The organism is Alsobacter ponti (assembly GCF_024294805.1).
GTDB classification, from domain to species: Bacteria; Pseudomonadota; Alphaproteobacteria; order Rhizobiales; family Beijerinckiaceae; genus Alsobacter; species Alsobacter ponti.
Genome location: NZ_JANCLU010000020.1, coordinates 1 through 22,826, shown reverse-complemented (window position 1 = coordinate 22,826; position 22,826 = coordinate 1). Strand labels below are relative to the sequence as shown.

General features: G+C 71.2%; 27 protein-coding genes. 8 read left to right on the top strand and 19 right to left on the bottom strand.

Going from position 1 to position 22,826, the window contains the following annotated elements:
- Positions 1 to 149: 149 nt before the first annotated feature.
- Positions 150 to 1,196 carry a patatin-like phospholipase family protein gene (locus NK718_RS17610; protein WP_254744964.1) on the top strand — a complete coding sequence of 349 codons (1,047 nt, stop codon included), beginning with the start codon at positions 150 to 152 and terminating at the stop codon, positions 1,194 to 1,196.
- A 25-nt stretch (positions 1,197 to 1,221) separates the two neighbouring features.
- Here NK718_RS17610 and NK718_RS17605 read toward each other — a convergent pair whose 3' ends face one another.
- On the bottom strand, positions 1,222 to 1,650 hold the full coding sequence (locus NK718_RS17605) for a CBS domain-containing protein (RefSeq protein ID WP_254744962.1): 429 nt from the start codon (positions 1,648 to 1,650) through the stop codon (positions 1,222 to 1,224).
- A gap of 159 nt (positions 1,651 to 1,809) precedes the next feature.
- Complete coding sequence (locus NK718_RS17600) at positions 1,810 to 2,607, bottom strand: rhomboid family intramembrane serine protease (RefSeq protein WP_254744959.1); 798 nt, start codon at positions 2,605 to 2,607, stop codon at positions 1,810 to 1,812.
- 402 nt (positions 2,608 to 3,009) lie between these two features.
- Here NK718_RS17600 and NK718_RS17595 point away from each other — a divergent pair, with 402 nt between their 5' ends.
- Both NK718_RS17595 and NK718_RS17590 read left to right on the top strand, forming a co-directional pair.
- Positions 3,010 to 3,660 carry a PAS domain-containing protein gene (locus tag NK718_RS17595; protein ID WP_254744957.1) on the top strand — a complete coding sequence of 217 codons (651 nt, stop codon included), beginning with the start codon at positions 3,010 to 3,012 and terminating at the stop codon, positions 3,658 to 3,660.
- A gap of 189 nt (positions 3,661 to 3,849) precedes the next feature.
- Positions 3,850 to 4,557, top strand: coding sequence for a transglutaminase-like cysteine peptidase (locus tag NK718_RS17590; protein ID WP_254744955.1), 708 nt, complete (start codon positions 3,850 to 3,852; stop codon positions 4,555 to 4,557).
- Positions 4,558 to 4,850: 293 nt separating this feature from the next.
- Here the strand turns inward: NK718_RS17590 and NK718_RS17585 are convergent, their stop codons facing one another.
- The 4 genes from NK718_RS17585 to cysE all read right to left on the bottom strand — a co-directional run bounded on the left by NK718_RS17585 (position 4,851) and on the right by cysE (position 7,446).
- Positions 4,851 to 5,381 (bottom strand): gamma carbonic anhydrase family protein, encoded by a 531-nt coding sequence (locus NK718_RS17585; RefSeq protein WP_254744953.1) that lies wholly within the window; start codon positions 5,379 to 5,381, stop codon positions 4,851 to 4,853.
- A gap of 87 nt (positions 5,382 to 5,468) precedes the next feature.
- Positions 5,469 to 5,795 (bottom strand): DUF6949 family protein, encoded by a 327-nt coding sequence (locus NK718_RS17580; protein WP_254744951.1) that lies wholly within the window; start codon positions 5,793 to 5,795, stop codon positions 5,469 to 5,471.
- A gap of 185 nt (positions 5,796 to 5,980) precedes the next feature.
- Complete coding sequence (locus NK718_RS17575) at positions 5,981 to 6,199, bottom strand: DUF3126 family protein (RefSeq protein WP_254744949.1); 219 nt, start codon at positions 6,197 to 6,199, stop codon at positions 5,981 to 5,983.
- A 380-nt stretch (positions 6,200 to 6,579) separates the two neighbouring features.
- A complete protein-coding gene (gene cysE, locus NK718_RS17570) occupies positions 6,580 to 7,446 on the bottom strand; it encodes a serine O-acetyltransferase (protein ID WP_254744947.1) in 867 nt (288 codons plus the stop codon).
- Positions 7,447 to 7,562: 116 nt separating this feature from the next.
- Here cysE and NK718_RS17565 point away from each other — a divergent pair, with 116 nt between their 5' ends.
- On the top strand, positions 7,563 to 8,366 hold the full coding sequence (locus NK718_RS17565; RefSeq protein ID WP_254744945.1) for an enoyl-CoA hydratase: 804 nt from the start codon (positions 7,563 to 7,565) through the stop codon (positions 8,364 to 8,366).
- Between the two features lie 66 nt (positions 8,367 to 8,432).
- On the opposite strand, the gene NK718_RS17560 is transcribed toward NK718_RS17565, so the two are convergent.
- Both NK718_RS17560 and NK718_RS17555 read right to left on the bottom strand, forming a co-directional pair.
- Positions 8,433 to 9,308 carry an alpha/beta fold hydrolase gene (locus tag NK718_RS17560; protein ID WP_254744943.1) on the bottom strand — a complete coding sequence of 292 codons (876 nt, stop codon included), beginning with the start codon at positions 9,306 to 9,308 and terminating at the stop codon, positions 8,433 to 8,435.
- Positions 9,305 to 10,072: an alpha/beta fold hydrolase gene (locus NK718_RS17555; protein WP_254744941.1), complete on the bottom strand. Its 768-nt coding sequence runs from the start codon at positions 10,070 to 10,072 to the stop codon at positions 9,305 to 9,307. Before NK718_RS17555 ends, NK718_RS17560 begins: the two co-directional genes overlap by 4 nt.
- A 164-nt stretch (positions 10,073 to 10,236) precedes the next feature.
- On the opposite strand from NK718_RS17555, the gene NK718_RS17550 reads away from it, so the two are divergent.
- A complete protein-coding gene (locus tag NK718_RS17550) occupies positions 10,237 to 10,485 on the top strand; it encodes a zinc-finger domain-containing protein (RefSeq protein WP_254744939.1) in 249 nt (82 codons plus the stop codon).
- 65 nt (positions 10,486 to 10,550) lie between these two features.
- Entirely contained in the window at positions 10,551 to 11,771 is a 1,221-nt protein-coding gene (locus NK718_RS17545) for an FAD-dependent monooxygenase (protein ID WP_254744937.1), read from the top strand.
- Here the strand turns inward: NK718_RS17545 and NK718_RS17540 are convergent.
- Positions 11,768 to 12,160: a response regulator gene (locus tag NK718_RS17540; protein ID WP_254744935.1), complete on the bottom strand. Its 393-nt coding sequence runs from the start codon at positions 12,158 to 12,160 to the stop codon at positions 11,768 to 11,770. The genes NK718_RS17545 and NK718_RS17540 overlap by 4 nt on opposite strands.
- 197 nt (positions 12,161 to 12,357) lie before the next feature.
- Between NK718_RS17540 and NK718_RS17535 the strand changes: the two genes are divergently transcribed.
- Positions 12,358 to 13,272, top strand: coding sequence for an NAD-dependent epimerase/dehydratase family protein (locus NK718_RS17535; protein WP_254744933.1), 915 nt, complete (start codon positions 12,358 to 12,360; stop codon positions 13,270 to 13,272).
- A 4-nt stretch (positions 13,273 to 13,276) separates the two neighbouring features.
- Here the strand turns inward: NK718_RS17535 and htpX are convergent, their stop codons facing one another.
- The 10 genes from htpX to NK718_RS17485 form a co-directional block, all read right to left on the bottom strand.
- A complete protein-coding gene (gene htpX, locus NK718_RS17530; RefSeq protein WP_254744931.1) occupies positions 13,277 to 14,320 on the bottom strand; it encodes a zinc metalloprotease HtpX in 1,044 nt (347 codons plus the stop codon).
- An 84-nt stretch (positions 14,321 to 14,404) separates the two neighbouring features.
- Positions 14,405 to 15,250, bottom strand: coding sequence for a metallophosphoesterase family protein (locus tag NK718_RS17525; protein WP_254744929.1), 846 nt, complete (start codon positions 15,248 to 15,250; stop codon positions 14,405 to 14,407).
- A complete protein-coding gene (locus NK718_RS17520) occupies positions 15,247 to 16,089 on the bottom strand; it encodes an endonuclease/exonuclease/phosphatase family protein (RefSeq protein WP_254744927.1) in 843 nt (280 codons plus the stop codon). The genes NK718_RS17525 and NK718_RS17520 overlap by 4 nt, the downstream gene beginning before the upstream one ends.
- Positions 16,090 to 16,099: 10 nt before the next feature.
- Positions 16,100 to 16,936 carry a carbohydrate ABC transporter permease gene (locus NK718_RS17515; RefSeq protein ID WP_254744925.1) on the bottom strand — a complete coding sequence of 279 codons (837 nt, stop codon included), beginning with the start codon at positions 16,934 to 16,936 and terminating at the stop codon, positions 16,100 to 16,102.
- Complete coding sequence (locus NK718_RS17510) at positions 16,933 to 17,808, bottom strand: carbohydrate ABC transporter permease (RefSeq protein ID WP_254744923.1); 876 nt, start codon at positions 17,806 to 17,808, stop codon at positions 16,933 to 16,935. The genes NK718_RS17515 and NK718_RS17510 overlap by 4 nt, the downstream gene beginning before the upstream one ends.
- A 58-nt stretch (positions 17,809 to 17,866) precedes the next feature.
- Positions 17,867 to 19,156 (bottom strand): ABC transporter substrate-binding protein, encoded by a 1,290-nt coding sequence (locus NK718_RS17505; RefSeq protein ID WP_254744921.1) that lies wholly within the window; start codon positions 19,154 to 19,156, stop codon positions 17,867 to 17,869.
- Between the two features lie 35 nt (positions 19,157 to 19,191).
- Positions 19,192 to 20,208 (bottom strand): ABC transporter ATP-binding protein, encoded by a 1,017-nt coding sequence (locus tag NK718_RS17500; RefSeq protein ID WP_254744919.1) that lies wholly within the window; start codon positions 20,206 to 20,208, stop codon positions 19,192 to 19,194.
- Between the two features lie 184 nt (positions 20,209 to 20,392).
- The gene (locus NK718_RS17495; protein WP_254744917.1) at positions 20,393 to 21,220 is read right to left on the bottom strand and encodes an inositol monophosphatase family protein; all 828 of its coding nucleotides are present in this window, start codon (positions 21,218 to 21,220) and stop codon (positions 20,393 to 20,395) included.
- Between the two features lie 23 nt (positions 21,221 to 21,243).
- Positions 21,244 to 22,011, bottom strand: a complete 768-nt coding sequence (locus NK718_RS17490; protein ID WP_254744915.1) for an SDR family NAD(P)-dependent oxidoreductase — start codon at positions 22,009 to 22,011, stop codon at positions 21,244 to 21,246.
- Positions 22,012 to 22,269: 258 nt separating this feature from the next.
- Complete coding sequence (locus tag NK718_RS17485) at positions 22,270 to 22,416, bottom strand: hypothetical protein (RefSeq protein ID WP_254744913.1); 147 nt, start codon at positions 22,414 to 22,416, stop codon at positions 22,270 to 22,272.
- Positions 22,417 to 22,617: 201 nt separating this feature from the next.
- Here NK718_RS17485 and NK718_RS17480 point away from each other — a divergent pair.
- Positions 22,618 to 22,826 (top strand): leucine zipper domain-containing protein (locus NK718_RS17480; RefSeq protein WP_254744911.1); only part of this gene is annotated, 209 nt, incomplete at its 3' end.

Below are 22,826 nucleotides of genomic sequence, written 5' to 3'. Positions count from 1 at the left end.
CGCGAAGGCGCACGTCGCGCGACGAGGGCGGCAACTCAGGCCCGCGCCAGACCGTTGATCCGCAAAGGCGATGGAAGCCGCGAGGCTTCAGCCGCCGTTCATCTTGCGCGGTTAGTGTTCTATGCTGCGCGAGCAGGCAGGACCATGGAATGATCCAGGAGTTCCTCGGATTGCGCCCCGCCCTGCGGGACGAGGGCGCCGGACCGGCGGCCGGCGGCGGCGCGCCGCCGACGCCCGAGCCGGCGGCTGAGCCCCGCGCCCCGAAGGCCCCCCGGCGGCCGCGGCTAGGGCTGGCGCTGGGCGGCGGCGCGGCGCGCGGCTGGGCCCATATCGGCGTGATCCGCGCGCTGGAAAAGGCGGGGCTGAAGCCGGACGTCATCGTCGGCACCTCGATCGGCGCGGTGGTGGGCGGCTGCTACGCCGCGGGCAAGCTCGACCCGCTGGAGGCGTTCGCCCGCTCATTGACCAAGAGCCGCGTGCTCTGGCTGCTCGATTTCCACATCGGCTCGGGCCTCATCAGCGGTGACCGGCTGCGCAAGCTGCTCGACCGCGACGTTGGCGACGTCGCCATCGAGGACCTCGGCATGCGCTACGCGGCGGTCGCGACGGAGCTGCACACCGGCCACGAGATCTGGCTGACGCGCGGCTCGCTGGTGCGCGCCATGCAGGCGAGCTACGCCCTGCCGGGCGTGTTCGATCCCGTGCACCTTGGCGGGCGCTGGCTGTTCGACGGCGCGCTGGTCAACCCCATCCCCGTCACCACCACCCGCGCCCTCTCGGCCGAGCTGGTCATCGCCGTCAACCTCAACGCCGACCTGTTCGGCCGCGGCGCGGTGATCCCCGACCACGGCGACGCGCCCGAGCAGGAGGAGATGGCCGAGACCATCGCCGAGGGGCTGTTCTCGCCCATGCTGGGCGCGGCGCGCAGCCTCACCCAGCGCCTGTCGCGCGGCGGCCCGACGGGGCCGGGCCTCGCCACGGTGATGGTGGACGCCTTCAACATCACGCAGGACCGCATCGCCCGCGCCCGCATGGCCGGCGACCCGCCGGACGTCCACCTGAAGCCCCGACTGGGCAAGATCGGGCTGTTCGATTTCCATCGCGCCGAAGAGAGCATCCGGCTCGGCGAGGAATCGTTCTCCCAGGCGGCGGAAGACCTTGCGCTGGCCATGGAAGCGCTGACCGTCCCGGCCTGAGCCGGGCCGCGCGCCCCCGCCGGCGTCAGGCGGTGGTGATGTATTCCTTCAGCGCCTGCGTCTCGTGCTGGAATTCCTCCAGCCGCTGCTTCACCACGTCGCCGATCGACACGATGCCGGCCAGCCGGTCCTGATCGATCACCGGCATGTGGCGGAACCGCCCGCGCGTCATGTCCTCCATCAGGTCGACGACCAGCGTGTCCGGCGTGCAGGTGATCACCTTGGCGGTCATGTAGCGCGACACGGGATCGGTGAGGACGTGCCCGCCCGCCGCGATCGCCCGGATGATGTCGCGCTCCGAAAGAATGCCCATCACCTTGCCGTCCGCCCCGACCACCACGAGCGCGCCGATGCGCTTTTCGTGGAGCACGGCGACGGCGTCGGAGATCGAACGGTGCGGCTGGATCGTCGCGACCTCGCGGCCCTTGACGTCGAGAATGTGGACAACCTTCATTTCCACCCTCCGGAAGCTGCCAGGTCTACCGGCCGCGTCGTCGCGCGCCGGCTCGTTGCCGGAAGCCGCGACGGAGGGTCGCGAGGGCAGCCCCGCACGGCGCCCGGAGGAAAATCTTGCCTTAGTCTCGCCGAACCCGCAACCGAGGGCGGGTCCGTCTCAGGCGGCCGGCCGGAGCGGCGGCGGATCGAGCAGCGGAAAGGCCAGCAGCCCCACGATGAAGCCGCCCATGTGGGCCTGCCAGGCGATGGCGGCGTCGGTCAGCCGCAACTCGGACGCGCCGAGCCCGGTCGCCACGTTCATCACCAGCCAGACGAGCAGGAAGGTCAGCGAGCGGCGGTCGCGCAGCACGTCCGCGAGCCGCATGGCCGGCAGGCGATAGGCGTCGTCGCCGCCCAGGCTGAAGCCGCCGAGCGGCGCGCCCGGCCGGAAGGCGAAGCGCAGCGCCGCCGCCATGCAGCCCGAAATCGCCGCCGACGCGCCGATCATCGGCGTCACGTCCTCGGCGTTGGTGAGGAAGTGCCCCGCCGCCCCGCCGACCGCCGTGAGCGCCATGAAGGCGAGGAAGCGCGCCGCGCCGAAGCGGCGGGCCACCGCGCTGCCGAAGGCGACGAGCCAGATCGTATTGACGATGAGGTGCGTCCAGCTCGCGTGCAGCAGCGCGTAGCTCAGCGCCGTCCTCGGCTTCGTCGCCCCCTCCGCCGCCAGTTCGCGCGCCAGCGCCACGCGCCACACGGCCTCGGCCGAGTCCGGCTCAGCCGCGAGGCGGTCGGCGAGCGCCTGCACCGGGTCGACGCCGAACATCATCGCGAAGCGGGCGGGGATGAACGCCATCTCCCACAGCATCGTGTCGTCCGTGAGCACCCACTCGCGCAGGCCGTGCAGCCCCGCCAGCAGCAGCACGAGGGCGGCCACCACGCCGGGAATGTTCAGCATCGGCTCGGATCGTTGTCTCACGCGACGGTCTCCCCGGGCCGAGGGACCCGCGCGCCTTCATCGCAAGCGGCGCGCGCCGGTTCAAGCCGCGCGCAAAAAAAGAGGGAGAGCGCGAAGCTCTCCCTGGTTGGGGCGGGTGCATGGAGCGCACTGCGGCCGAGGCCGCCGGGTCCTGCCCTCAAAAGGTGTCGAGACGGTCCACGCTCAGGAGCAAGCGACAAACGTCTCGGGGCCGGGATCGACCATGCCTCCACCGGGCCGCCGGCGCAACGGCAAGCTCCGCTTAACCCTAAGCGACAGGGTTAACCATTCGTGGCATGTCCTTCGCGTGACTCGCTTTCCGAGCGGCCTTCGCGGCCGTTTCGGAGCGGTTTTCGGCCTCGAACCGTTCACGCGCGGGACTCGCTGTCCCGAAATGGCACGATGCCGGCGACAGGCGGGACGATGAAGCACGACGTGACGCGCGCGCTGTTTACCTACTGGAACGCCTTGCGCGGCGAACGCTCCGCCCCGGAGCGCGGCGCCATCGACCCCACGGCGATCCGCGCCGAGCTGCCCTTTGCCTTCATCCTGGAGATCGACGAGGCCGACAGCTTCCCGATCCGCCTCGCCGGAACGCGCGTCTCGGCGCTGTTCGGGCGCGACCTGCAGGGCGCGGCCTACGCCGGCCTGTTCGCCGGGCCGGGGGGCGAGCGCGACCTGCGCGGAGCCGCCCTGCCCCGCCTCGTCTGCGACGACATGACGCCGGTGGTGGCCGGCCTGGAAGCGGTGACGCGGGCGGGCCGCACGCTGGCGCTGGAGCTGTTGCTGCTGCCGCTGCGCCACGGCGGGCGCACCCATGCGCGCGTGCTCGGATGCCTGACGCCGGAGGCCGCGCCGGTCTGGTACGGGCTCGACCCCGTGGTCGGCCTCGCCTTGCGGAGCGTGCGCTTCGCCCACCCGCCGGCCGAGACGGCTCCCCGGGAGATCGTCGCCGCCGGGCCGCCGGAGCGGCCGAGCGCCGAGCGGCGGCGGCATCTTTTCGTCTACGAAGGCGGCCGGGCGGGAGCTTCGCGGCCCCCCGCAATGGCCTGATCCACATTCGGGAACCGCGCCAGCACATGAACACGCCAAAAAATCCAGCTTTCTCAAGCCGGATTCGGACATCGGTCAATTCCCCTGAAAAATCAGCGGCGGCCGTTAACCCTGTGTTCATACTGACATTGCGGAGACGCCCGAACCGCGCTTAACGTTCCATTAACCAACAGGGCGGGGTTGCTTTCGATGCGTTTTGGCGGGGGCGTTTTGGCCGGGCTTGCGAGCCTGGTTCTGGTGGCGGGCGTGTGCGGAGCGGAGGCTCGCGGCCCGCTGCGGATCGGGCAGGAAGCCCGCAGGGCCGAGGCGACGTCGTCCATCCGGCCCGGCCGTGTCGCGCCCCCGGCGGTGCTGCCGGCCGTGACGAGCCCCACCCCCGTCGAGGAAGAAACCCGCCCGCCGATCGGCTGGGTCGATTTCTGCCGCAACGGCCACCCCGAGGACTGCGCCGCCCGCCCGCTCGCTCCCGAGACCATCGCGCTGACCACGGCGCTGTGGCAGCGCCTCGTGGCCGTCAACCGCCACGTCAACTCGACCATCCAGCAGGTTGAGGACATCGCCCTCTACGGCGTGCAGGAGCGCTGGACCTACCCGGACAACGGCAAGGGCGATTGCGAGGACCTGGCGCTGCTCAAGCGCCGGATGCTGATCGCGGAGGGCTTCCCGCGCCAGGCGCTGCTGATGACGGTGGTGCGCGACGAGGTGGGCGCCGGCCACGCCATCCTGACCGTCGTCACCGACCGCGGGGACTTCATTCTCGACAGCAAGACCAACCGTGTCCTGCCCTGGAGCGGCACGGGCTACGGCTTCGTCAAGCGCCAGTCGCAGATGAACCCGAACCTCTGGGTCCGCCTCGGCGAGCCCGCCTCCCCCGGCCTGACCGTCGCCGGCCACTAGGCGCGGGGCCGCCGAGGTTCTGTAACGGGAAGAGAGCTCTGAAGCGGGCCTCCGGCCCGCCCGTCCCCGGACCGGTGCAGCGAAGCGGAACCGGAGCCGGGGCCCAGCGCAATATGTCGCGCGTCAGCGCGTCCTTGCGGCCTTTTCCATTGAGCGCCGCTTCGCGGCAGCATCCATGCGCTGGATCCCGGATTCCCCTCCGCTTGCGCTCCGGGGCTCCGGGAACGTGAGGCGGGCGATGCCCGCCCATGGCGGCGGCGCGCCGCTCCGCCGGTCCCGGGAATCTCCGCCTCTCAATCGATCCGCGTCAGGCCGGCGGCGAAGCGTTTCCAGTTGGCGACGTAGTTGCGCGCGCTGGCGCGCAGATTGTCGGCGGCCGAGGGGTCGAGCGTGCGCACCGCCTTGGCGGGCGAGCCGACGATCAGCGAATAGTCCGGAAATTCCTTGCCCTCGGTGACGAGCGCGTTGGCGCCGACGAGACAGAAGCGGCCGATCTTCGCGCCGTTCAGCACCGTCGCGCCCATGCCGATCAGCGAGCACTCGCCCACCGTGCAACCGTGCAGGATGGCGTGGTGGCCGATGGTGCAGTCCGCCCCGAGCGTCATGGGAAACCCCATGTCGGTGTGCAGCATGCACCCTTCCTGGATGTTGGTGCCGGCCCCGACGTCGATCAGCTCGTTGTCGCCGCGCAGCACCGAGCCGAACCACACGCCGACGTTCTCGCCCAGCCGCACCCGGCCGATGACGTGCGCGTCCGGCGCGATCCAGAAATTTCCGGGGGCGGGAAGCTCGGGCGTGTGGGAGTCGAGGCTGTAGACGGGCATGGGCATGTCCTTGCGGCGCGTGCGACAGGAGTCCGCCGCCGCGCGCCGCGCGTCAAGCCCGCCTTGGGGCGAGGACGCCCTCCCCCGTCAGCCGATCAGCGCGAGGACGAGATCGAAGATCACCCGCCCGCTGGCGAGGCTCCACAGGCACGCCACGGCCGTCGCCGCCGCCACGAAGCCGAGCGGACGCCGCTCGAAGCGCCGTCCGCGCAACGTGTTGCGCAGGATGATGAAGGGGGCGGTGAAGACGATCAGCGGCACCGAGGCGAGCGCCTGGCCGCCGCCCGTCTCCAGCAGCGCGAAGCTGGCCGGCCGGCGGGTCAGCGCCTCGAAGCCCGTCGCCAGCACGCCCGCGGACGCGACGCCCAGCAGGAGCGCCTGGAAGGCGAGCAGCGTATCGGCGGTGGCGTCCATGGGCTGGCTCCGGCGCAAGCGGCCCCACGCCGCCGGCCGCCATCATGCCAGAGTGAACGATCCGTTAAAGGACAGGGTTGAGAAATGGTTAAGACGCGGCGTCGGCGGGGGCTGCGAAGCCCCTTTGGCCGCGCGTCCGCATCGTCGCGACGGGCCGCGACCCCCGGCCCGAGCCCGCCGGCGGCTTACTCTTCCGGATCGAGGTCGATGTCGAGGATCGACATGCTGAACGCGTAGGAGCGGTCGCCGTCCTCGTCGTCGAGCGAGACGATGCCGATGAACTCGTCGCCGATCATCACCTCGGCCGAGTCGGTCTTGCGCGGCCGGGCGACGACGCGAATGTTCGCGTTGGCGAAGGTGCGGCGGAAATAGTTCTGCAGTTTCAGGAGTTCGGTCTTGTCCATGCATCCGGCCTCGTGGCGGGGGCCGCGCGGCCGCCGCTTCCGCCACCGGACTTGCCACGCGCGGCCGCGCGGAGCAAGCGCCGGCTCGTCGGCGTCCCCCGCTCCGCCCGATCCCGGAGCCTTCAAAGTGCGGGCAATTGCCCGCCCGTTCGCGGTATCCCAAAGGGCGGACGCCAGTCCGCCCGTCCCCGGAATGCCGGAGCCTTGGCGAAGGCATATCCGGGGGCCAGCGCATGGATGCTGCCGCGAAGCGGCGTCCAATGGAAAGGGCCTTAAGGACGCGCTGACGCGCGGCATATTGCGCTGGGCCCCGGGCTCGGTTCCGCTTTCGCTGCACCGACCCGGGGACGGGCGGGCCTGCGGCCCGTTTCGGGAAGTCTCTACGAGTCCACAACCTCGTCGGCATCCCCGACGCGGGACAGCTTGTCGGCGATGAGCTGGTCCATCGAGCGCGCCGGCTCGGCGCAGCCGGCGGTCCCCATCACCTGCGCCGGCACGCCGGCGACGGTGACGTTGGGCGGCACGGGCTTGAGCACCACCGAGCCCGCCGCCACGCGGGCGCAGCGCCCCACCTCGATATTGCCAAGGATCTTCGCCCCCGCCCCGATCAGCACGCCCTGGCGCACCTTGGGGTGGCGGTCGCCCGTCTCCTTGCCGGTGCCGCCGAGCGTCACGTCCTGCAGCATCGACACGTTGTCCTCGATCACCGCCGTCGAGCCGACCACGAGCCCCGTGGCGTGGTCGAGGAAGATGCCCCGCCCTATCCGCGCCGCCGGGTGAATGTCGGTCTGGAACACCTCCGACGAGCGGCTTTGCAGATAGAGCGCGAAGTCGCGCCGGCCCTGCCGCCACAGCGCGTGCGACAGCCGGTGCGTCTGGATGGCGTGGAACCCCTTGAAATAGAGCATCGGCTCGATCAGCCGCTGGCAGGCCGGGTCGCGGTCGGTCACCGCCATCAGGTCGGCCCGGAACGCCTGCCCGATGGCGGCGTCGTCGGCCAGCGCCTGCATGAAGGTCTGGGCGATGAGGTCGCCCGTCACCGCTTCGTGGTGCAGCCGCGCCGCGACGCGGTGCGCCACCGCCGATTCCAGCGTGTCGTGGTTGAGGATCGCCGCGTAGACGAAGCCGCCCAGGCGCGGCTCCTGCCGCACCGCCTGCTCCGCTTCCTCCCGCATGCGCCGCCACACCGGGTCGACCCGGTCGAGCTGGGCGGAGGGAGCGGGGCCGTGCGTTCCGTGGACACTCATCTGCGCCTCCGCCTCGTCTCGGGCATCCGACTTTAGCACATCTAGGCGCGGGGGCGGGATGCGCCAAGTGTGGGCCAGAAGTTCACCCGTGCGCTCCCGCCCATCCCGGAGGCCCCATGACCGACCCGTTCCGCCCGCTCGACCGCCTGCGCGCCGTGCTGGAGGGCCCCGTCGCGCAAGTCCTGGTCGACAACCCCGCCCGCCGCAACGCGTTCGACCTCGCCATGTGGCGGGCCATTCCGCCGCTCTTCGCGACGCTGGAGGACGATGCGCGGGTGCGCGCCATCGTGCTGCGCGGCGCGGGCGACCTGCCCTTCGCCTCCGGCGCGGACATCTCCGAGTTCGAGACGGTGCGCGCCACCGCCGCCGGCGGGCGCGCCTACGAGGAGGCGAACGAGGCCGCCTTCCGCGCCGTCGCCCACTGCCGCAAGCCGGTGATCGCCATGATGCGCGGCTTCTGCCTCGGCGGCGGGCTGGGGCTGGCGGTCTCCTGCGATCTGCGCGTGGCGGCGCAGGGCTGCCAGTTCGGCGTGCCGGCGGGGCGGCTCGGCGTCGGCTATCCGCCGGAGGCGATGGGCTACGTCGTCGCCGCCGTGGGCGCGATGGCGGCCAAGGACCTGTTTTTCACCGCGCGCCGGCTCGACGCCGACGAGGCGCTGCGGCTGGGGCTCGTCGGCAAGGTCGTGGCCGATGCCGCGCTGGAGGACGAGGCGCTGGGGCTGGCGGCCGCCGTCGCCGCCAACGCGCCGCTGACGCTCGCCGCCGCCAAGCTCGCCATCGCCCACGCCGCCGGCCTGCCCGGCGCGCCGGCCCGCGCGGAGGTGGAGGCCGCCGTCGCCGCCTGCTTCGACAGCGACGACTACCGCGAGGGGCGCGCCGCCTTCCTCGCCAAGCGGCCCCCGGTGTTCACGGGGCGCTAGAGGTCGTTCGCGCGCCAGGCGAGCGGAGGCCGGCAAGCGATTCGCGCCAAACGCGAATCCGCGCGGTCACGCCACCTTCCGGGTGGGGAAGCGGCGGGTGAGGAAGTCCAGGATGGCCTGGGTGAACACGTCGTTGCGGTCGCCGGCGACCATGTGCCGCGCGCCGGCGATGTCGGCCATCTCCGCGTCGCGGGCGAGCGCCAGGTACTCGCGCGCGTGCTCCTCGCGCACCAGCTCGCTCGCCCCGCCGCGCACCAGCAGCGAGGGCACGGCGAGGCTGCGCGTCGCGCGGATCAGCTCCTCCTGCAGGGCGGCGCCGCGCTCCGGCCCGGCATGGTCCTCCATGAAGCGGGGGTCCCAGTGCCAGCGCCAGCGCCCGTCCTCTCCCAGCCGCAGGTTCTTCTTCAGGCCCTCGAGCGATTTCGGCCGCGGCCGGTGCGGCAGATAGGCGGCGACGGCGTCGGCCGCCTCCTCGACGGTGGCGAAACCCTCGCGCACATGGCTTTTCATGAAGCCGAGGATGCGCCCCACGCCCTCGGGGTCGATGCGCGGCGTCACGTCGACGAGCACCAGCCCGGCGAAGACGCCCGGCTCGTGCCCCAGCGCCAGCAGCGAGGCGATGCCGCCGAGCGACGCGCCGACCGCCACCGGCGTCTCGCCCCATTGCCGCGCCGCCTGCTCCGCCAATGCGGCGGCGTCGCGGCCGAACTCCTCGAACCCGTAGCGTCCGCTCGCCACCCATTCGCTCTCGCCGTGGCCGCGCTGGTCGACCGTCACCGCGACATAGCCCGCCTCGGCGATGCGGCGCGCCGCGCCGGCGAAGGCCTGCCGCGTCTGCCCGCCGCCGTGCAGCAGCAGCACCGGCCGCCCGCCCTCGCCCCAGACGGTGGCGGCGAGCGCGTTGCCCTCGACGCCCCGGAACGTCATGCGCCGGCCGATCACGGGCGTTCCTCCAGGAAGGCCAGCACGGCCGCCTTGTGGACCTTGTCGCCGACCGCGAGATTGTGGTCGCGGCCGGGAATGTCGACCGCCCGCGCGCCGGGGATCAGGGCGGCGAGCTTGTGGCCGTCGCCGGCGACGGCGTCGCGCGTGCCGACGCTGATCAGCACCGGGACGTGGATCGAGCCCACCTGCGCCGGCGTCAGCGTCTGGCGCGAGCCGCGGATGCAGGCCGCGAGCGCCCGCAGGTCGCTGCCCGTCTGCTCCGCGAAGGCGCGGAACATGCGCTGCATCGGGTCTGTCAGCGAGGCGAGGTCCGGCGCCTCCATGGCGTCGGCGATGCCGAGCGGCAGGCCGACGCCCTCGACGAGGTGGATGCCGAGCCCGCCGAGCAGCGCCGAGCGCACCCGGCCCGGATGGGCGAGCGCGAGATGGGCGGTGATGCGCGCGCCCATCGAGTAGCCCATCACGTCGGCGCGCCGCAGGCCGAGATGGTCCATCAGCCGGCGCACGTCCTCGGCCATCACGTCCGAGGAATAGGCGGCGGGGTCGTACAGCTTCTGGCTGCGGCCGTGGCCGCGATTGTCGAGCGCGATCACCCGCCGTCCCGCGCCGGCGAGCGTCTTGACCCAGTGGGTGTTGACCCAGTTGACGGCGTGGTTGGAGGCGAAGCCGTGCACCAGCACGATCGGGTCGCCCGCGCCGTGCGCCGCGGGGGGAACGTCGACGAAGGCGATGTCGACGCCGTCGGAGGAGAACACGTGCATGGGGAGATTGCGGTTCCGGTTGGGGGCGGGCCTTTTCGCCGGCGGACGTTAGGCGCGGCGGCAGGGCCCCGCAAGTCGGCCGTTTGGACGTTCGGAGACTAGCGAAGCGCCGGGCGAACGACTATGGTCCCGCCGCATTCGACAGGTTTCCGGCGGAGCATCCCATGGCCGATCACGGCGTCCCGCATTTCCACAACGACTCCGGCGCTCCCGCGATCCGCATCGGCGCGAAGGAGTTCATGTGCGTCGGCGCGCTGCCGCCCCTCGACCATCCCCACATCTTCATCGACATGGGCAAGGATGACGAGGTCGTCTGCCCGTATTGCTCGACGCTGTACAAGTACGACGCCTCGCTGCATGGCGAGGAGACCGTGCCGCCCGGCTGCGCCTACGACGTCGCGCAGGCGGCCTGACCGACCCCTTTTTCTCGTCCGGCGTCCCCCGCCGCCGCTTTTCAGCATGAAAGCCTTATCGCGTCATGTCCGCGCATGACCACAGCCAGTCCGGCCGCCCCCCGATCCTCATCGCCGGGGCCGGCATCGGCGGACTCACCGCCGCCCTCGCCCTCGCCCGCGCCGGGCAATCCGTCACCCTGCTGGAGAAGCGCACGCGCCTGACCGAGGTCGGCGCCGGGCTGCAGCTGTCTCCCAACGCCTCGCGCGTCCTCATCGGACTGGGCCTGGGGCCCGCCCTGGCGCGCGCCGCCTGCGAGCCGGACCGGATCGTCGTGCGGCGCGGCGGCGACGCCGCGACGCTGGCCGAAATGCCGCTCGGCAGGATGCGCGAGCGCTTCGGCGCGCCCTATTACGTCATTCACCGGGCCGACCTGCAGACGATCCTGTTCGACGCGGTGCGCGGCACGAGCGGCATCCGCCTCGCCTTCGGGCGCGAGGTGGCGCTGGCGGAGACGGTCGAAGCCGGCGTGCGCGTCACCTCGCAGACCGCCGGCGGGCCGGAAACGCTCACCGGCAATTGCCTGATCGGCGCGGACGGCCTGTGGTCGCGCGTGGCGCGCGCCATGGGCGACGACAGCGAGCCGGACTTCATCGGCTATGTCGCCTGGCGCGGCACGATGCCGATCGAGGCCGCGCCGGTCGCCTTCCGGGGCACGCAAACGGGGCTGTGGCTCGGCCGCGGCTGCCACGTCGTCCACTACCGCGTCAGCGGCGGACGCCAGCTCAACGTCGTCGCCGTGCTGCACGACGCCAATTCGGAGCCCGGCTGGTCGCGCGAGGGCGACGCCGCCGCCTTCCGCGCCCGTGTCGGCCCGTGGGCCGCGCCGGCGCTGCGCGAACTGATCGAAGCGGTGCCGGAGTGGCAGGTCTGGTCGCTGTTCGACCGGCGTCCGCGCAAGCGCTGGATCAAGGGGCGAGTCGCGCTGCTCGGGGACGCGGCGCACCCGGTGCTGCCGTTCCTGGCCCAGGGCGGCGCCTGCGCCATCGAGGACGCCGCCGTGCTGGCCGACCTCGTGGCCGAGAACCCGTCCGACCCCGCCGCCGCCCTGCCCGCCTATGAGCTGCTGCGCCGGCCGCGCGCCTCGGCGCTCCAGGCGGCCGCGCGCAAGAACGGCCGCATCTACCACATGGCGGGGCCGATGGCGCTGGCGCGCGACTTCGTCATGCGCCGCAAGGGCGGCGAGGCGCTGATGCGCGGCTACGACTGGGTGTACAGCTGGACGGCGGGCGACGGAAGGGGCTAGGCGCCCGGCCCGCCGGAGAGCGCGCTTTCGATCTTGCCGCGCAGGCCCTGCGCCGTGAACGGCTTGGTGAGCCAGAAGCGGTTGCCGCCCTGCCCGAACAGTTCGTCGGCGCGATCGGGCTGGTTGGTCAGCAGGATCAGCGGCGTGTCCTGCCAGTCGCGCTTGGACGCCATGGCGGCGTGCAGGTCGTGCCCGGTCTGCTCGCCCAGCCAATAGTCGCTGATAACGAGGCTGTAGGCGCGCGCGCTCAGCTTGCGCACCGCGTCCGAGACGCCGTTCGCGAACTCGACGTCCTCCACGCCGCAACGGCTCAGGATTTCGGCGATGACGCGGTGCATCGCCGGACTGTCGTCCACGACGAGGATGGGGGCTGCGATGTCTGCGGTCATGCGTGAAGGGTGACTCTGGCTGTCGGCAATAGCGCTAATCCCAATTCTTGAATAAACCATTGATCTGTTTGTAGAGCGAAGCCGTTTTTCCTACAAATAAAACATTGCCAAACAGCAACGATTCCGGCCGGCTTGAGCAGGCCGGCGTTTCCGGCCACATTGGCCGCCGCCGGCCGGGCCGGCCAGGGAGGCTGTTCATGACGACTGGCGGACGACTCCGCTCCGTGCTCATCACGGGCGGGCGCGGCAATCTCGGCCGCAAGCTGACAGCCCATCTCATCGCTTCCGACCTCGCCGAGCGGGTGGTGGCGCTCGACCGCCCCGGCGCGCCCTCCTCCGCGCCGCATTCGCGCGTTCACGACGTCACCGCCGATCTCGCCGACCCGCGCGACGGGGCGCTCGCCGCCGCCATCGAGGGTGTCGACGCGGTGGTGCATTTCGCCGCCAGCAACCCGGCCCCGAACGCGCCGTGGGACCAGTCGCGCGAGTCCTTCGAGATGACGCTGCGCGTCGCCCACGAGGCGGTGCGGGCCGGGGCGCGGCGGATCGTCTTCGCCTCGTCCAACCACGCCATGGGCAAGTACAAGGACGCGCCCTACGCGCGGCGCATCGGCCCGGGAGAGCTGGGCCCGGAGACGCTGCCCGCCCCCGGCACGCTGTTCGACACCGACGAGGGCGTGCTCGACGGCGTGGCCTACGGCGCGACCAAGCTGCTCGGCGAAAGCGCCTTCGGCGTCGCGGCCGAGCGGTCCGGCGGGCGCACCACCAGCGTGTCGCTGCGCATCGGCTGGTGCCAGGCGGGCGAGAACCGCGCTGAGACGATCAACGCCGCCGGCGGCGGGGCGAGCCCCGGCGAGGAGACCCCGTCCTACCGGCGCGCTTTGCGCTGGTTCCGCAACATGTGGCTCTCCGACCGCGACTTCGCGCAGCTTCTGGAGCGCGCCTTGCTTGCCGACGCGTCCGGCTGGCCCTCGCCGGCCGTCGTCGTCAACGGCATGTCGGCCAATCGCGGCATGGCGTGGGATCTGCGCCCCGGCGAACGCTGGCTCGGCTACCGCCCGCAGGACGACGTGTGGACCGCGCTCGGCCTGGAGCCGCCCCCGGCCGAGTAGGCGTTCAGCCCCACGGCCCCCGGCGCGGCGGGCTGCCCCAGGGACCCGCCGAAGGCGCGGCGGAGCCGTCGCCCCATGGACCATTGGAGGGCGCGGCGGAGCCGTCGCCCCATGGCCCGGACGCGGGCGCGGCGGAGCCGTCGCCCCAGGGGCCGGACGCGGGCGCGGCGGGGGCGTCGCTCCAGCCCTGCTGGTCCAGCCCCATCGCCTGCGCCTGCGCCACCAGCTCGGCGATGCGGTTGTTCGGGTCCGGGTGCGTCGAGAACAGGTTGTCCATGCGCGCCCCCGAGAGGGGGTTGACGATGAACATGTGGGCGGTGGCGGGATGGCGCTCCGCCTCGCCGTTCGGAATGGCGTGCGCCATGCCGGAAATCTTCTCCAGCCCGGACGCCAGCCAGAGCGGGTTGCCGCAGATTTCGCCGCCCGCCTTGTCGGCGGCGTATTCGCGGGTGCGCGAGATGGTCATCTGCACCACCATGGCGGCCAGCGGCGCGACGATCATCATCACGATGGCGGCGAGCGGGCTCACCGGCGACTGGCTGTCGCGGTTGCCGTGCGAGAACATCATCGCGAAGTTGGCGAGCATCGAGATCGCGCCCGCGATGGTGGCGGTGATCGTCATGATCAGCGTGTCGCGATTGCGGATATGCGCCAGCTCGTGCGCGATCACGCCCGCCAGCTCCTCGCGCGACAGCATCTGGATGAGGCCGGTGTTGACGGCGACCGCCGCATGCTGCGGGTCGCGCCCGGTGGCGAAGGCGTTGGGCTGGTCCTCGTGGATCACGTAGAGGCGTGGCGTCGGGATGCCGGCGCGCTGCGCCAGCTCGGCCGTCATCGCCCACAGCTCGGGCGCGGAGGCGGAGTCGACCTCCTGCGCGTTGTACATGCCGAGCAGCATGCGGTCCGAGTTCCAGTAGCTCAACAGGTTCATGGCGGCGGCGACCGCCAGAGCGATCAGCATGCCGCCCGTCCCGCCGAGCAGGTATCCCAGCCCCATGAACAGGGCCGTCATGCCGGCCAGCAGCATCGCCGTCTTGAGTGTGTTCACGCCGTCCCTCCTCCGCGCCCCACAAGGCGCTCCCTCAAGGATGGGAAGCCGGCGGCCCGCCCGCAAGGCCCCGGTCGAGCCGCGTCAGCCGTTGCCCGGCCCGCGCGCGGTGACGTCGCCATAGACCTGCGGCAGCGTCGCGAGATCGTTGTGGACGAGCCCGCGCACCGTGCGCAGCCGCGCCTCGTGCGAGCCGTCGGCGTGGAAGACGTGATCGAGATAGCCCACCGCCTTGCCGCCATAGGAGGGCTGCCATGGATCGCCGATGACGAAGGAGGCGGGCGGCGCCCAGATGTGCCGGCTGCCGCCGATCGCCGCGTCGCGATACTGGTGGACGTGGCCGCACAGCACCAGCGCCGGGCAATGCGGGCCGAGCGCGTCGAGGATGGCGCGCCGCGCCCCGGGGCTCGAGAAGCGCGGCGACAGGGCCTCGTCGTCGTAGCGCTCGTCGGCCAGCGGCTTGTGCAGGACCAGCGCCAGCGAGCGGCCGGCGCGGCCCTCGGCGGCGCGGCGCAACCCCTCCGCCTGCTCCGCCCAGCCCGACAGCATTGTGCCGGCGATCAGCGCGTCGATGCCGACGAGCCGCCAGCCCGGCAGGTCGAGCACCCAGAAATCCGGCCCGACGACGCGGCGGTAGCGCGCCAGCCTCTCGTCGTTGACCTGGTCGGCGCCGGCGATGTCCGGGTGCTCGCCGACATCGTGGTTGCCGGGCACGATGCGGCACTCGACGCCGAGTTCGCGATGCTGCGCGAGGGCGCAGCCGAGGTCGCCGTTGTCGCGCTCGCCGAACAGGCCGAGGTCGCCGGTGTTGAGTAGGATGTCCGGCCGCTCGCCGCGCAGATGCGCGAAAAGCCGCTCCATGTTGGCGTTGAAGAACGGGCGCTCGGGCGAGACGTGCAGGTCCGAGATGTGGGCGACGCGAACGCTCACGAAAGGTCGAGCTCCACCAGCACGGGCTGATGGTCGGAGACGCGGGTGTCGACGTCGTAGACGACGCGGCGCAGGCGCGGGGCGATGTCCTCGGTGACGAACACGTAGTCGCAGCAATGGGGCGGGGCGAAGCTCTGGTCGACGATGCAGGCGGAGTCGGGATGCGGCGCGTCGCCGTTCAGCGCGCGCCAGGCGTCGACGAAGCGGGGCGCGCCGTCCCCGAAGGGCTCGGCGAGGCGATGCAGCGTGAGGTCTTCCGGGCGCATGTTGAAGTCGCCGCACAAAATGGCGGAGACCGCGCCCGGCCGGCGGACATAGGTGCCCGGCCCGTCCTCGCGCGGCGTCGCCTCGCGCGCGCAGGCGGCGCGGTGGAGCTCGCGGATCGCCTCCACCTGCGCCTGACGCAGCGCCGGGTGGGAGTATTCGAGGTGCGTCGTCATCACCCGCACCGGCGCGCCGCCGGCGTGGACCACCGCTTCGACCAGCCCGCGCGGCATGTTGCGCGTCGCCGCCGCGCCCCACGGCAAGGTGTGGCGCAGCGCCTGCGCCACGGGCAGGCGGCTGAACAGCGCGTTGCCGAAGCGCTTGGGCCGGCCTTGCGCGTCGTCGAACTCCAGCGGCGCGAAGGCGACGGCGCGGTAGCCGGGCAGCAGGCCGGCGATGAGCGCGAACTGGTCGTGCCCCGGCCCGCCCGCCAGCTCGGGGAAGTTCGCCGCCACCTCCTGCAGGCAGAGCACGTCGAAATCGGCCATCTCGCGGGCGTGGGCGACGATGCGCGCGGGGTCCATGATCCCGTCGGCGCCGAGACCCCACTGGATGTTCCAGGTGATCAGCTTCATGCAATCAGCTTCATCGAATGCCCGTGCGCAGGAAGCTCTGCACGAACTGGCGCTGGAACAGCAGGAACGCCACCAGCAGCGGCCCCGAGGTCATCAGCGTCGCCGCGCAGATGATCGCCCAGTCGATGCCCTGGTCCGGCGAGGCGAAGATCGACAGGCCGACGGTGAGCGGGCGCGTCTCCACCGAGTTGGTGATGATCAGCGGCCAGACGAAGTTGTTCCAGTGGAAGCTGACCAGCACCAGCCCGTAGGCGAGGTAGACCGGCTTGCCGAGCGGGATGTAGACGCGCCACAGCACGCCCAGCGTCGAGCACCCCTCCACTCGCGCCGCCTCCTCGAAATCCTTCGGGATGGCCTTGAAGGTCTGGCGCAGCAGGAAGATGCCGAAGGCCGAGGCGAGATACGGCAAGGCGATCGCCGGCACCGTGTCGACGAGGCCGATGGCCTTGATCGTCAGGTAGTTCTCGAGCAGCAGGATGTCCGGCGCCACCATCAGCTGCACCAGGATCAGCATGAACAGCGTGTCGCGCCCGCGGAACTCGAAGCGCGCGAAGGCGAAGGCGGCCAGGGTGCACAGCACGAACTGCGCCGCCAGCACGCCCGTGACCAGCATCGTCGTGTTGAGGAAGTAGCGCGCGAACGGCGCGGCGTTCCACGCCGCCACGAAGTTCTGCAGCGTCAGCGGCGCGAAGGGCGAGAAATGCGCCACGTAGGCGCTGGGGTGGAACGCCGTCCAGATGGCGAACAGCAGCGGCAGCAGCCACAGCACGCCGAGCAGCCACGCCGCCGCCGTCTCCAGCGCCTCGCCAGCGAGCGCCGCTCCCCTGCCCCGGCCGAGCGCGCTCATTGGTAGTGGACCCGCTTGTCGGCCAGAAGGAACTGGCCGATCGCCAGCAGCGCCAGCAATGCGAGCAGCACGATGGTCAGCGTCGCCGCGTAGGCCTGGTCGAAGAACTTGAAGCCGACGATGTAGATCTGGAACAGCAGCACCGAGGTGGCGTTGTCCGGCCCGCCCGCCGTCATGACGAAGATGTGGTCGACCAGCCGGAAGGCGTTGATGACGGCGTTGACCAGCACGAACAGGGTCGTCGGCATCAGCAGCGGGAAGGTGACGCGCCAGAAGAAGGTCCAGCGCCCCGCGCCCTCGATCGACGCCGCCTCGCGCAAATCCGGCGAGATCTGCTGCAGCGCCGCGAGGTAGAAGATCATGAAGAACCCCGCCTCCTTCCAGATCGCCACCACGATCAGGCACCACAGCGCGGTGTCCTGCGAGCCGAGCCAGTTGACGCCGGAGATGCCGAACGGCTTGAGGAACTGGTCCACCAGCCCGTATTGCGGGTTGTAGAAGAACAGCCAGATGTTCGCGACGGCGATCATCGGCAGCACGGTGGGCGTGAAATAGGCGAGCCTCAGGAAGCCGCGCCCGCGCAGCTTGCCGTTGACGAACAGCGCCATGACGATGGCCAGCGCCACCGAGATCGGCACCGACACGCCGGCGTAGATCAGATTGTTCCAGAGCGATTTCCAGAAGATCGGGTCGGCCAGCATGGCCTCGTAGTTCTCGAGGCCGACGAAGCGCGCCGGCCGCCGCGGCTTGGCCGTCGAGTACAGGCTCTGGATGAAGGTCGTGACGATCGGGATGTGGGTGAAGGTCGCCAGCAGCACGCAGGCGGGCAGCACCAGCAGCCAGGCGTGGACCGTGTTGCGGATTCCGGTCATGGCGTCTCCCCGGGGCGCGGGCCCCGCCCTCGCGGGCGGAGCCCCGTCGCCGCGGCTTTTACTTGAAGTCCTTGAGGATGCGCTCGGCCTCGCGCTGGGCGTCCTTCAGGGCGGCGTCGGCCGGGCGCGCGCCCGTCATCGCCGCCTGGAGCGAGTCGTTGAACACCTTGGTGACGCGCTGGTTCTCGTGCGTCGTCAGCTCGGAGACGGCGTATTTGAGCTGGTCGCGCGCCACGATGGCCTGCGGGAAGCCGTCCGTGTAGGCCTTCATGGCCGGGGTGTCGTAGGCATTCGGCGAGGTGGCGACGTAGCCCGTCTTCACCGACCAGTCGGCGGCGCGCTCGGGCGTGGTCATCCACTTGATGAACTTGAACGCCGCCTCCTGCTTGGCCTGCGGCACGCCCTTGAAGACGTAGAAATTGCCGCCGCCGGTGGGCGCGCCGTTCTGCTTCATGCCGGGCAGGAAGCCGACGCCGAAGTCGAACTTGGCGTTCGACTTGATGTTGGTGAGGTTGCCGGTGGTGTGCCAGATCATCGCCGCCTTGCCCTCGATGAAGTCGCGAGGCGTGGCGCCCCACGAGATCAGGCCGGAGGGCTGCGTGCCGTCCACCTTCGACAGGTCGTACCAGGCCTGCACCGCCTCGATCACCTTCGGGTCGTCGAACGACACCTTGTTGCCGTCGGCGTTGGTCAGGCGCGCGCCGTTGCCGGTGGTGATGCCGGTGAACAGCCAGGCCGTGTTGCCGTCGGAGGGGATCTGGATGCCCCACTGCGACACCGCGCCCGAGCCGTCCTTCTTGGTCAGTTTCTTGGCCATGTCGCGCATTTCGGCCCAGTTGGCGGGACCCTTGTTGGGGTCGAGGCCGGCGGCCTTGAAGGCGTCCTTGTTCCAGTAGAGCACCGGGGTCGAGCGCTGGAACGGGATGGCGTAGGTCTTGCCGCCGATCTTCGCGTTCTCGAGGAAGGCCGGGTAGAACGTCGCCAGCCACGCCTTGTCCTCGGGCGTCTTCACGAAGTCCTCGATCGGCGTCACCACGTCCTCGTCCGTCAGCAGGAAGAGGTCGGCCGCGAGCAGGATCGCGGTTTCCGGCGTGTCACCGCCCTTCACCGCCGTCAGCACCTTGGCGACGGTCTGCTGGTAGTCGCCGGCGTAGATCGGCTTGATCTTGATGCCGGGGTTCTCCTTCTCGAACGCGGCGGCGTAGTCGTCGATGATCTTGGTCACCGGCCCGCCGACCGCGACGGGGAAGTACATGCGGACTTCGACGTCGGCCGCGTTCGCCGCCCCGCCGGCCATGCCGGCCGCCAGCGCCAGCGCCGCGAAGCTCCTGCGCGTCAATTTCGCCATCGTCTTTCTCCCTCCTTGCGGGCCGTTCGGCCCTGTCATACCGCGAGTTCCGGCGTCCGCCGCGCGATGCGGCGGCCGGCCCGGTCGAACAGACTTTCCTGCGCCGGCGACCAGTGCAGGTCGAGCATGTCGCCGGTCTTCAAAGTCGTCGCGCCGGCGAGCCGCGCGGCGATGCGCCCATGCTCCCCTTGCGAGACGGACACGATGGTGTCGGCGCCCAGATACTCCACCGACGCGACGGTTCCGCGACGGGCGACGTCGCCCGCCCCGCCCGGCCCCAGCCGCACGTGCTCGGGCCGGATGCCGCGCGTCACGTCGCCGTCCGGCACAAGGTTCATCGGCGGCGCGCCGACGAAGCTCGCCACGAAGGTCGTCTCGGGCCGCTCGTACAGCGCGGCCGGCGGCCCCAGCTGCTCGATGGACCCGCCCTTCATCAGGATCACGGTGTCGGCCATGGTCATGGCCTCGGTCTGGTCGTGGGTGACGTAGACCATGGTCATGCCCAGCCGCTGCTGCAGCGCGCGGATCTCCACCCGCATCTCGTGGCGCAGCTGCGCGTCGAGGTTGGAGAGCGGCTCGTCCATCAGGCACACGGGCTGCTCGGCGATGATGGCGCGCGCCAGCGCCACGCGCTGGCGCTGGCCGCCGGAGAGCTGGGCCGGCTTGCGGTCGAGATAGGGCGCCAGCTCGACGATGTCGGCGACCTTGGCCAGGCGCTGCTCGCGCTCGGCGCGCCCCACGCGGCGCACCTTGAGGCCGAAGACGATGTTCTCGGCCACCGAGAGGTGCGGAAACAGCGCGTAGGACTGGAACACCATGGCGATCCGCCGCTCCGAGGGCGGCAGCCCGGTGACGTCGCGGCCGGCGATCTCGATTCGGCCGGACGTCGGCTCCTCCAGCCCCGCGATCAGCCGCAGCAGCGTGGACTTTCCGCAGCCGGACGGGCCGAGGATGGCGACGAGCTGTCCTTCGGGGACGACGAAGCTGACGCTCTTGACGGCCGGAACCTCCGTCCAGCTCTTCGTCACGGCGTCGAGGGCGACCTGCGCCATGGATCAGGCGCCCGCGCCGGGCGCGCGGCTTGCGCCGACGGGACGCACGAGCAAACCGGCCGACCGGCCGTCGAACCCACTCACGAGATGATTCCCTCCGGACGGCCGCTCCTTGGGACTGGCGGCCAGCGTTTTTTCGAAGCTACGACCGGCAATTGCACCCGTCAACGCGCGGCGGGTCCGTTCACTCCGCGAAAAGGGCCTCGCGCAGCGTGTCCCAGCTCTCGCGGTCGGGTGCGCACAGCAGTCCCGTGCCGATCGGCCAGGGCCGGTAGGCCTCGCCGTCGATGGTGGCGACGTGCGCGCCGGCCTCGCGCATCAGCAGCGAGCCGGGCGCGTGGTCCCACGGCATCAGCCGGCCATAGGCGAGGAAGTGGCACTTGCCGGCCGCCGCCAGGCGGTATTCCTGCCCGCAGCAGCGCAGGCCCGACACGTCGGTGACTTGCGGAAAGCGCGACGGCAGGCGGCTGCGCATCGGCTCCGGGAAATAGCGCCAGCTCACCATGCCGGTCATGGCCGGCAGCGGCGCGGGCGCGGCGGCGCGCAGCGCATCGCGGCGGCCGTCGGCGTGCTGCATCCACGCCCCCTCGCCGCGCCGCGCCATGGCGCTGTCGTCGAGCACCGGGTCGTGGATGACGCAGGCGACGACCTCGCCCTTCACGATGGCCGCGGCCATGGTGGCGAACACCGGCAGGCCCGAGGCGTAGTTCAGCGTGCCGTCGACGGGGTCGATGACGAAGGCGAGGTCGGCCTCGGCCAGCGCCTCGACGAGGCGTGGGTCGGCGGCGACGCCCTCCTCCCCGATCAGCGCGGCGGCGGGAAACGCCTTGGCGAGATCGGCGCAGATGGCGCGCTCGGCGGCTTCGTCCGCCTCGGTCACGAGGTCGGTCGCCGATTGCTTCTCGCGGATATCGCCGGCCGCGAGGTTGCGGAAGCGCGGCATGACCTCGCGTCGCGCGGCGGCGACGAGAATTTCCGCCAGCGTGGCGTGGTCGCGTTCGGTGAACGTCATCGGGCGGGCTCCTTCCGGGGGGCTCAGACGGCGGCCGTCATGCCGCCGTCGACCATCAGCATGTGACCGTTGACGTAATCCGACGCCGAGGACGACAGGAAGATCGCCGCACCCACCAGCTCGTCGAGCCGGCCCCAGCGGCCGGCCGGCGTGCGGGCGCACAGCCAGGCGCTGAACTCCGGGTTGTCGACGAGCGCCTTGTTGAGCGGCGTGTCGAAATAGCCCGGGCCGATGCCGTTCACCTGCAGGCCGTGCTTCGCCCACTCGGTCGCGAGGCCGCGCGTCATCATCTTCACCGCGCCCTTGGTGGCCGTGTAGGGCACGATGGTGGCGCGGCCGAGCTCGCTCTGCACCGAGCCGATGTTGACGATCTTGCCCCGGCCGCGCGGGATCATGCGCCGCCCGACGCTGCGCGCCATGAAGAAGGCGCTGTCGACATTGGTGCGGAACAGGTCGTGCCAGGCCTCGTCCGGGAATTCCGTCGCCGGCGCGCGGTGCTGCTTGCCGGCGTTGTTGACGAGGATGTCGATGGGGCCGACCGAGGCCTCGATGTCCGCCACGGCCTGCTCGCAGGCGGCGGGATCGGTGACGTCGAAGGCGGCGCTGGACGTCTTCAGGCCCTCCGCCCGCAGTGCGGCCTCCGCCTTGGCGAGCTTGCCGGCGTCGCGGCCATTGAGCACCACGGTCGCGCCGGCGCGCGCCAGCCCCGCCGCGATGGCGAGCCCGATGCCCTGGCTGGAGCCGGTGACGAGCGCGACGCGGCCGGTGAGATCGAAGAGTTGAAGCGACACGATGGCGATTCCCGCGGGCAAGAGGACCGGCAAGAGAGCCGGCAAGTGGCGCCGCCCGCGCGTCGGGCGGCCGCCAAGCTCTTAAAGCATCGCGCGGGGGAGTGGAAACGCCAGGGCGAAGGCGGTGCGGTGGTGAAGGCGGCGCGGCGCGCGCCCCGGCGCGACGCCGGAGCGCGGAGGGTTAACGGGGGACGCGGCGCGTCGCGCCTGTGTCCGGACGACCGCGCTACTTCACGACCAAGCTACTTCACGACCAAGCTACTTCACGACAGTGACGCGGTAGCGGTCTTTGATCCCTTCCGAATACAGGAATATTTCGTCTGGCCCGACATAGTCCTTGTCCGGCGTGTACCAGTAGGTGAGGTGCGGAACATTCTCCTGGCCGCAACGCGGCAGGTTGCGCATCTCCGTCTCCACCTTGCCGTGCGTCGCCGTGCCCGACCCGCTCGGGATCGTCTTGTGGACGCAATCGAAGACGACGTAGAAGCCGGTGCGAACTCCCGCCTTGAAGTTGCCTAGGTGTCGAAGCTATAGAGGTTGTTCATCCGGGACTGGGCTGAGAGGCTGGGGTTGCGAAGCACCAACTTCACGCCAGCAGGATCCCGGATGAACGTGCACAAGAATGCTCGCCTGACGCCGCGAGGTCGAGCCCTGATGATCGCCCGGATCGAAGATGAGAGTTGGCGGGTGAAAGATGCGGCGGCCGCTGCCGGTGTTTCGGCGCGCACGGCCTGGAAGTGGCTGTCGCGGTTCCGGGCGGGCGGCGAGCGGATGCTGCGCGACAGGAGCTCGGCGCCCGCGAGGCGGCCCCGAAG

Coding starts and splice junctions, on each gene's coding strand:
- NK718_RS17610 (WP_254744964.1), top strand. CDS start 150: ATGATCCAGGAGTTCCTCGGATTGCGCCCCGCCCTGCGGGACGAGGGC.
- NK718_RS17605 (WP_254744962.1), bottom strand. CDS start 1,650: ATGAAGGTTGTCCACATTCTCGACGTCAAGGGCCGCGAGGTCGCGACG.
- NK718_RS17595 (WP_254744957.1), top strand. CDS start 3,010: ATGCCGGCGACAGGCGGGACGATGAAGCACGACGTGACGCGCGCGCTG.
- NK718_RS17590 (WP_254744955.1), top strand. CDS start 3,850: ATGCGTTTTGGCGGGGGCGTTTTGGCCGGGCTTGCGAGCCTGGTTCTG.
- NK718_RS17585 (WP_254744953.1), bottom strand. CDS start 5,381: ATGCCCGTCTACAGCCTCGACTCCCACACGCCCGAGCTTCCCGCCCCC.
- NK718_RS17580 (WP_254744951.1), bottom strand. CDS start 5,795: ATGGACGCCACCGCCGATACGCTGCTCGCCTTCCAGGCGCTCCTGCTG.
- NK718_RS17575 (WP_254744949.1), bottom strand. CDS start 6,199: ATGGACAAGACCGAACTCCTGAAACTGCAGAACTATTTCCGCCGCACC.
- cysE (WP_254744947.1), bottom strand. CDS start 7,446: ATGAGTGTCCACGGAACGCACGGCCCCGCTCCCTCCGCCCAGCTCGAC.
- NK718_RS17565 (WP_254744945.1), top strand. CDS start 7,563: ATGACCGACCCGTTCCGCCCGCTCGACCGCCTGCGCGCCGTGCTGGAG.
- NK718_RS17555 (WP_254744941.1), bottom strand. CDS start 10,072: ATGCACGTGTTCTCCTCCGACGGCGTCGACATCGCCTTCGTCGACGTT.
- NK718_RS17550 (WP_254744939.1), top strand. CDS start 10,237: ATGGCCGATCACGGCGTCCCGCATTTCCACAACGACTCCGGCGCTCCC.
- NK718_RS17545 (WP_254744937.1), top strand. CDS start 10,551: ATGTCCGCGCATGACCACAGCCAGTCCGGCCGCCCCCCGATCCTCATC.
- NK718_RS17540 (WP_254744935.1), bottom strand. CDS start 12,160: ATGACCGCAGACATCGCAGCCCCCATCCTCGTCGTGGACGACAGTCCG.
- NK718_RS17535 (WP_254744933.1), top strand. CDS start 12,358: ATGACGACTGGCGGACGACTCCGCTCCGTGCTCATCACGGGCGGGCGC.
- NK718_RS17520 (WP_254744927.1), bottom strand. CDS start 16,089: ATGAAGCTGATCACCTGGAACATCCAGTGGGGTCTCGGCGCCGACGGG.
- NK718_RS17515 (WP_254744925.1), bottom strand. CDS start 16,936: ATGAGCGCGCTCGGCCGGGGCAGGGGAGCGGCGCTCGCTGGCGAGGCG.
- NK718_RS17510 (WP_254744923.1), bottom strand. CDS start 17,808: ATGACCGGAATCCGCAACACGGTCCACGCCTGGCTGCTGGTGCTGCCC.
- NK718_RS17505 (WP_254744921.1), bottom strand. CDS start 19,156: ATGGCGAAATTGACGCGCAGGAGCTTCGCGGCGCTGGCGCTGGCGGCC.
- NK718_RS17500 (WP_254744919.1), bottom strand. CDS start 20,208: ATGGCGCAGGTCGCCCTCGACGCCGTGACGAAGAGCTGGACGGAGGTT.
- NK718_RS17495 (WP_254744917.1), bottom strand. CDS start 21,220: ATGACGTTCACCGAACGCGACCACGCCACGCTGGCGGAAATTCTCGTC.
- NK718_RS17485 (WP_254744913.1), bottom strand. CDS start 22,416: ATGCGCAACCTGCCGCGTTGCGGCCAGGAGAATGTTCCGCACCTCACC.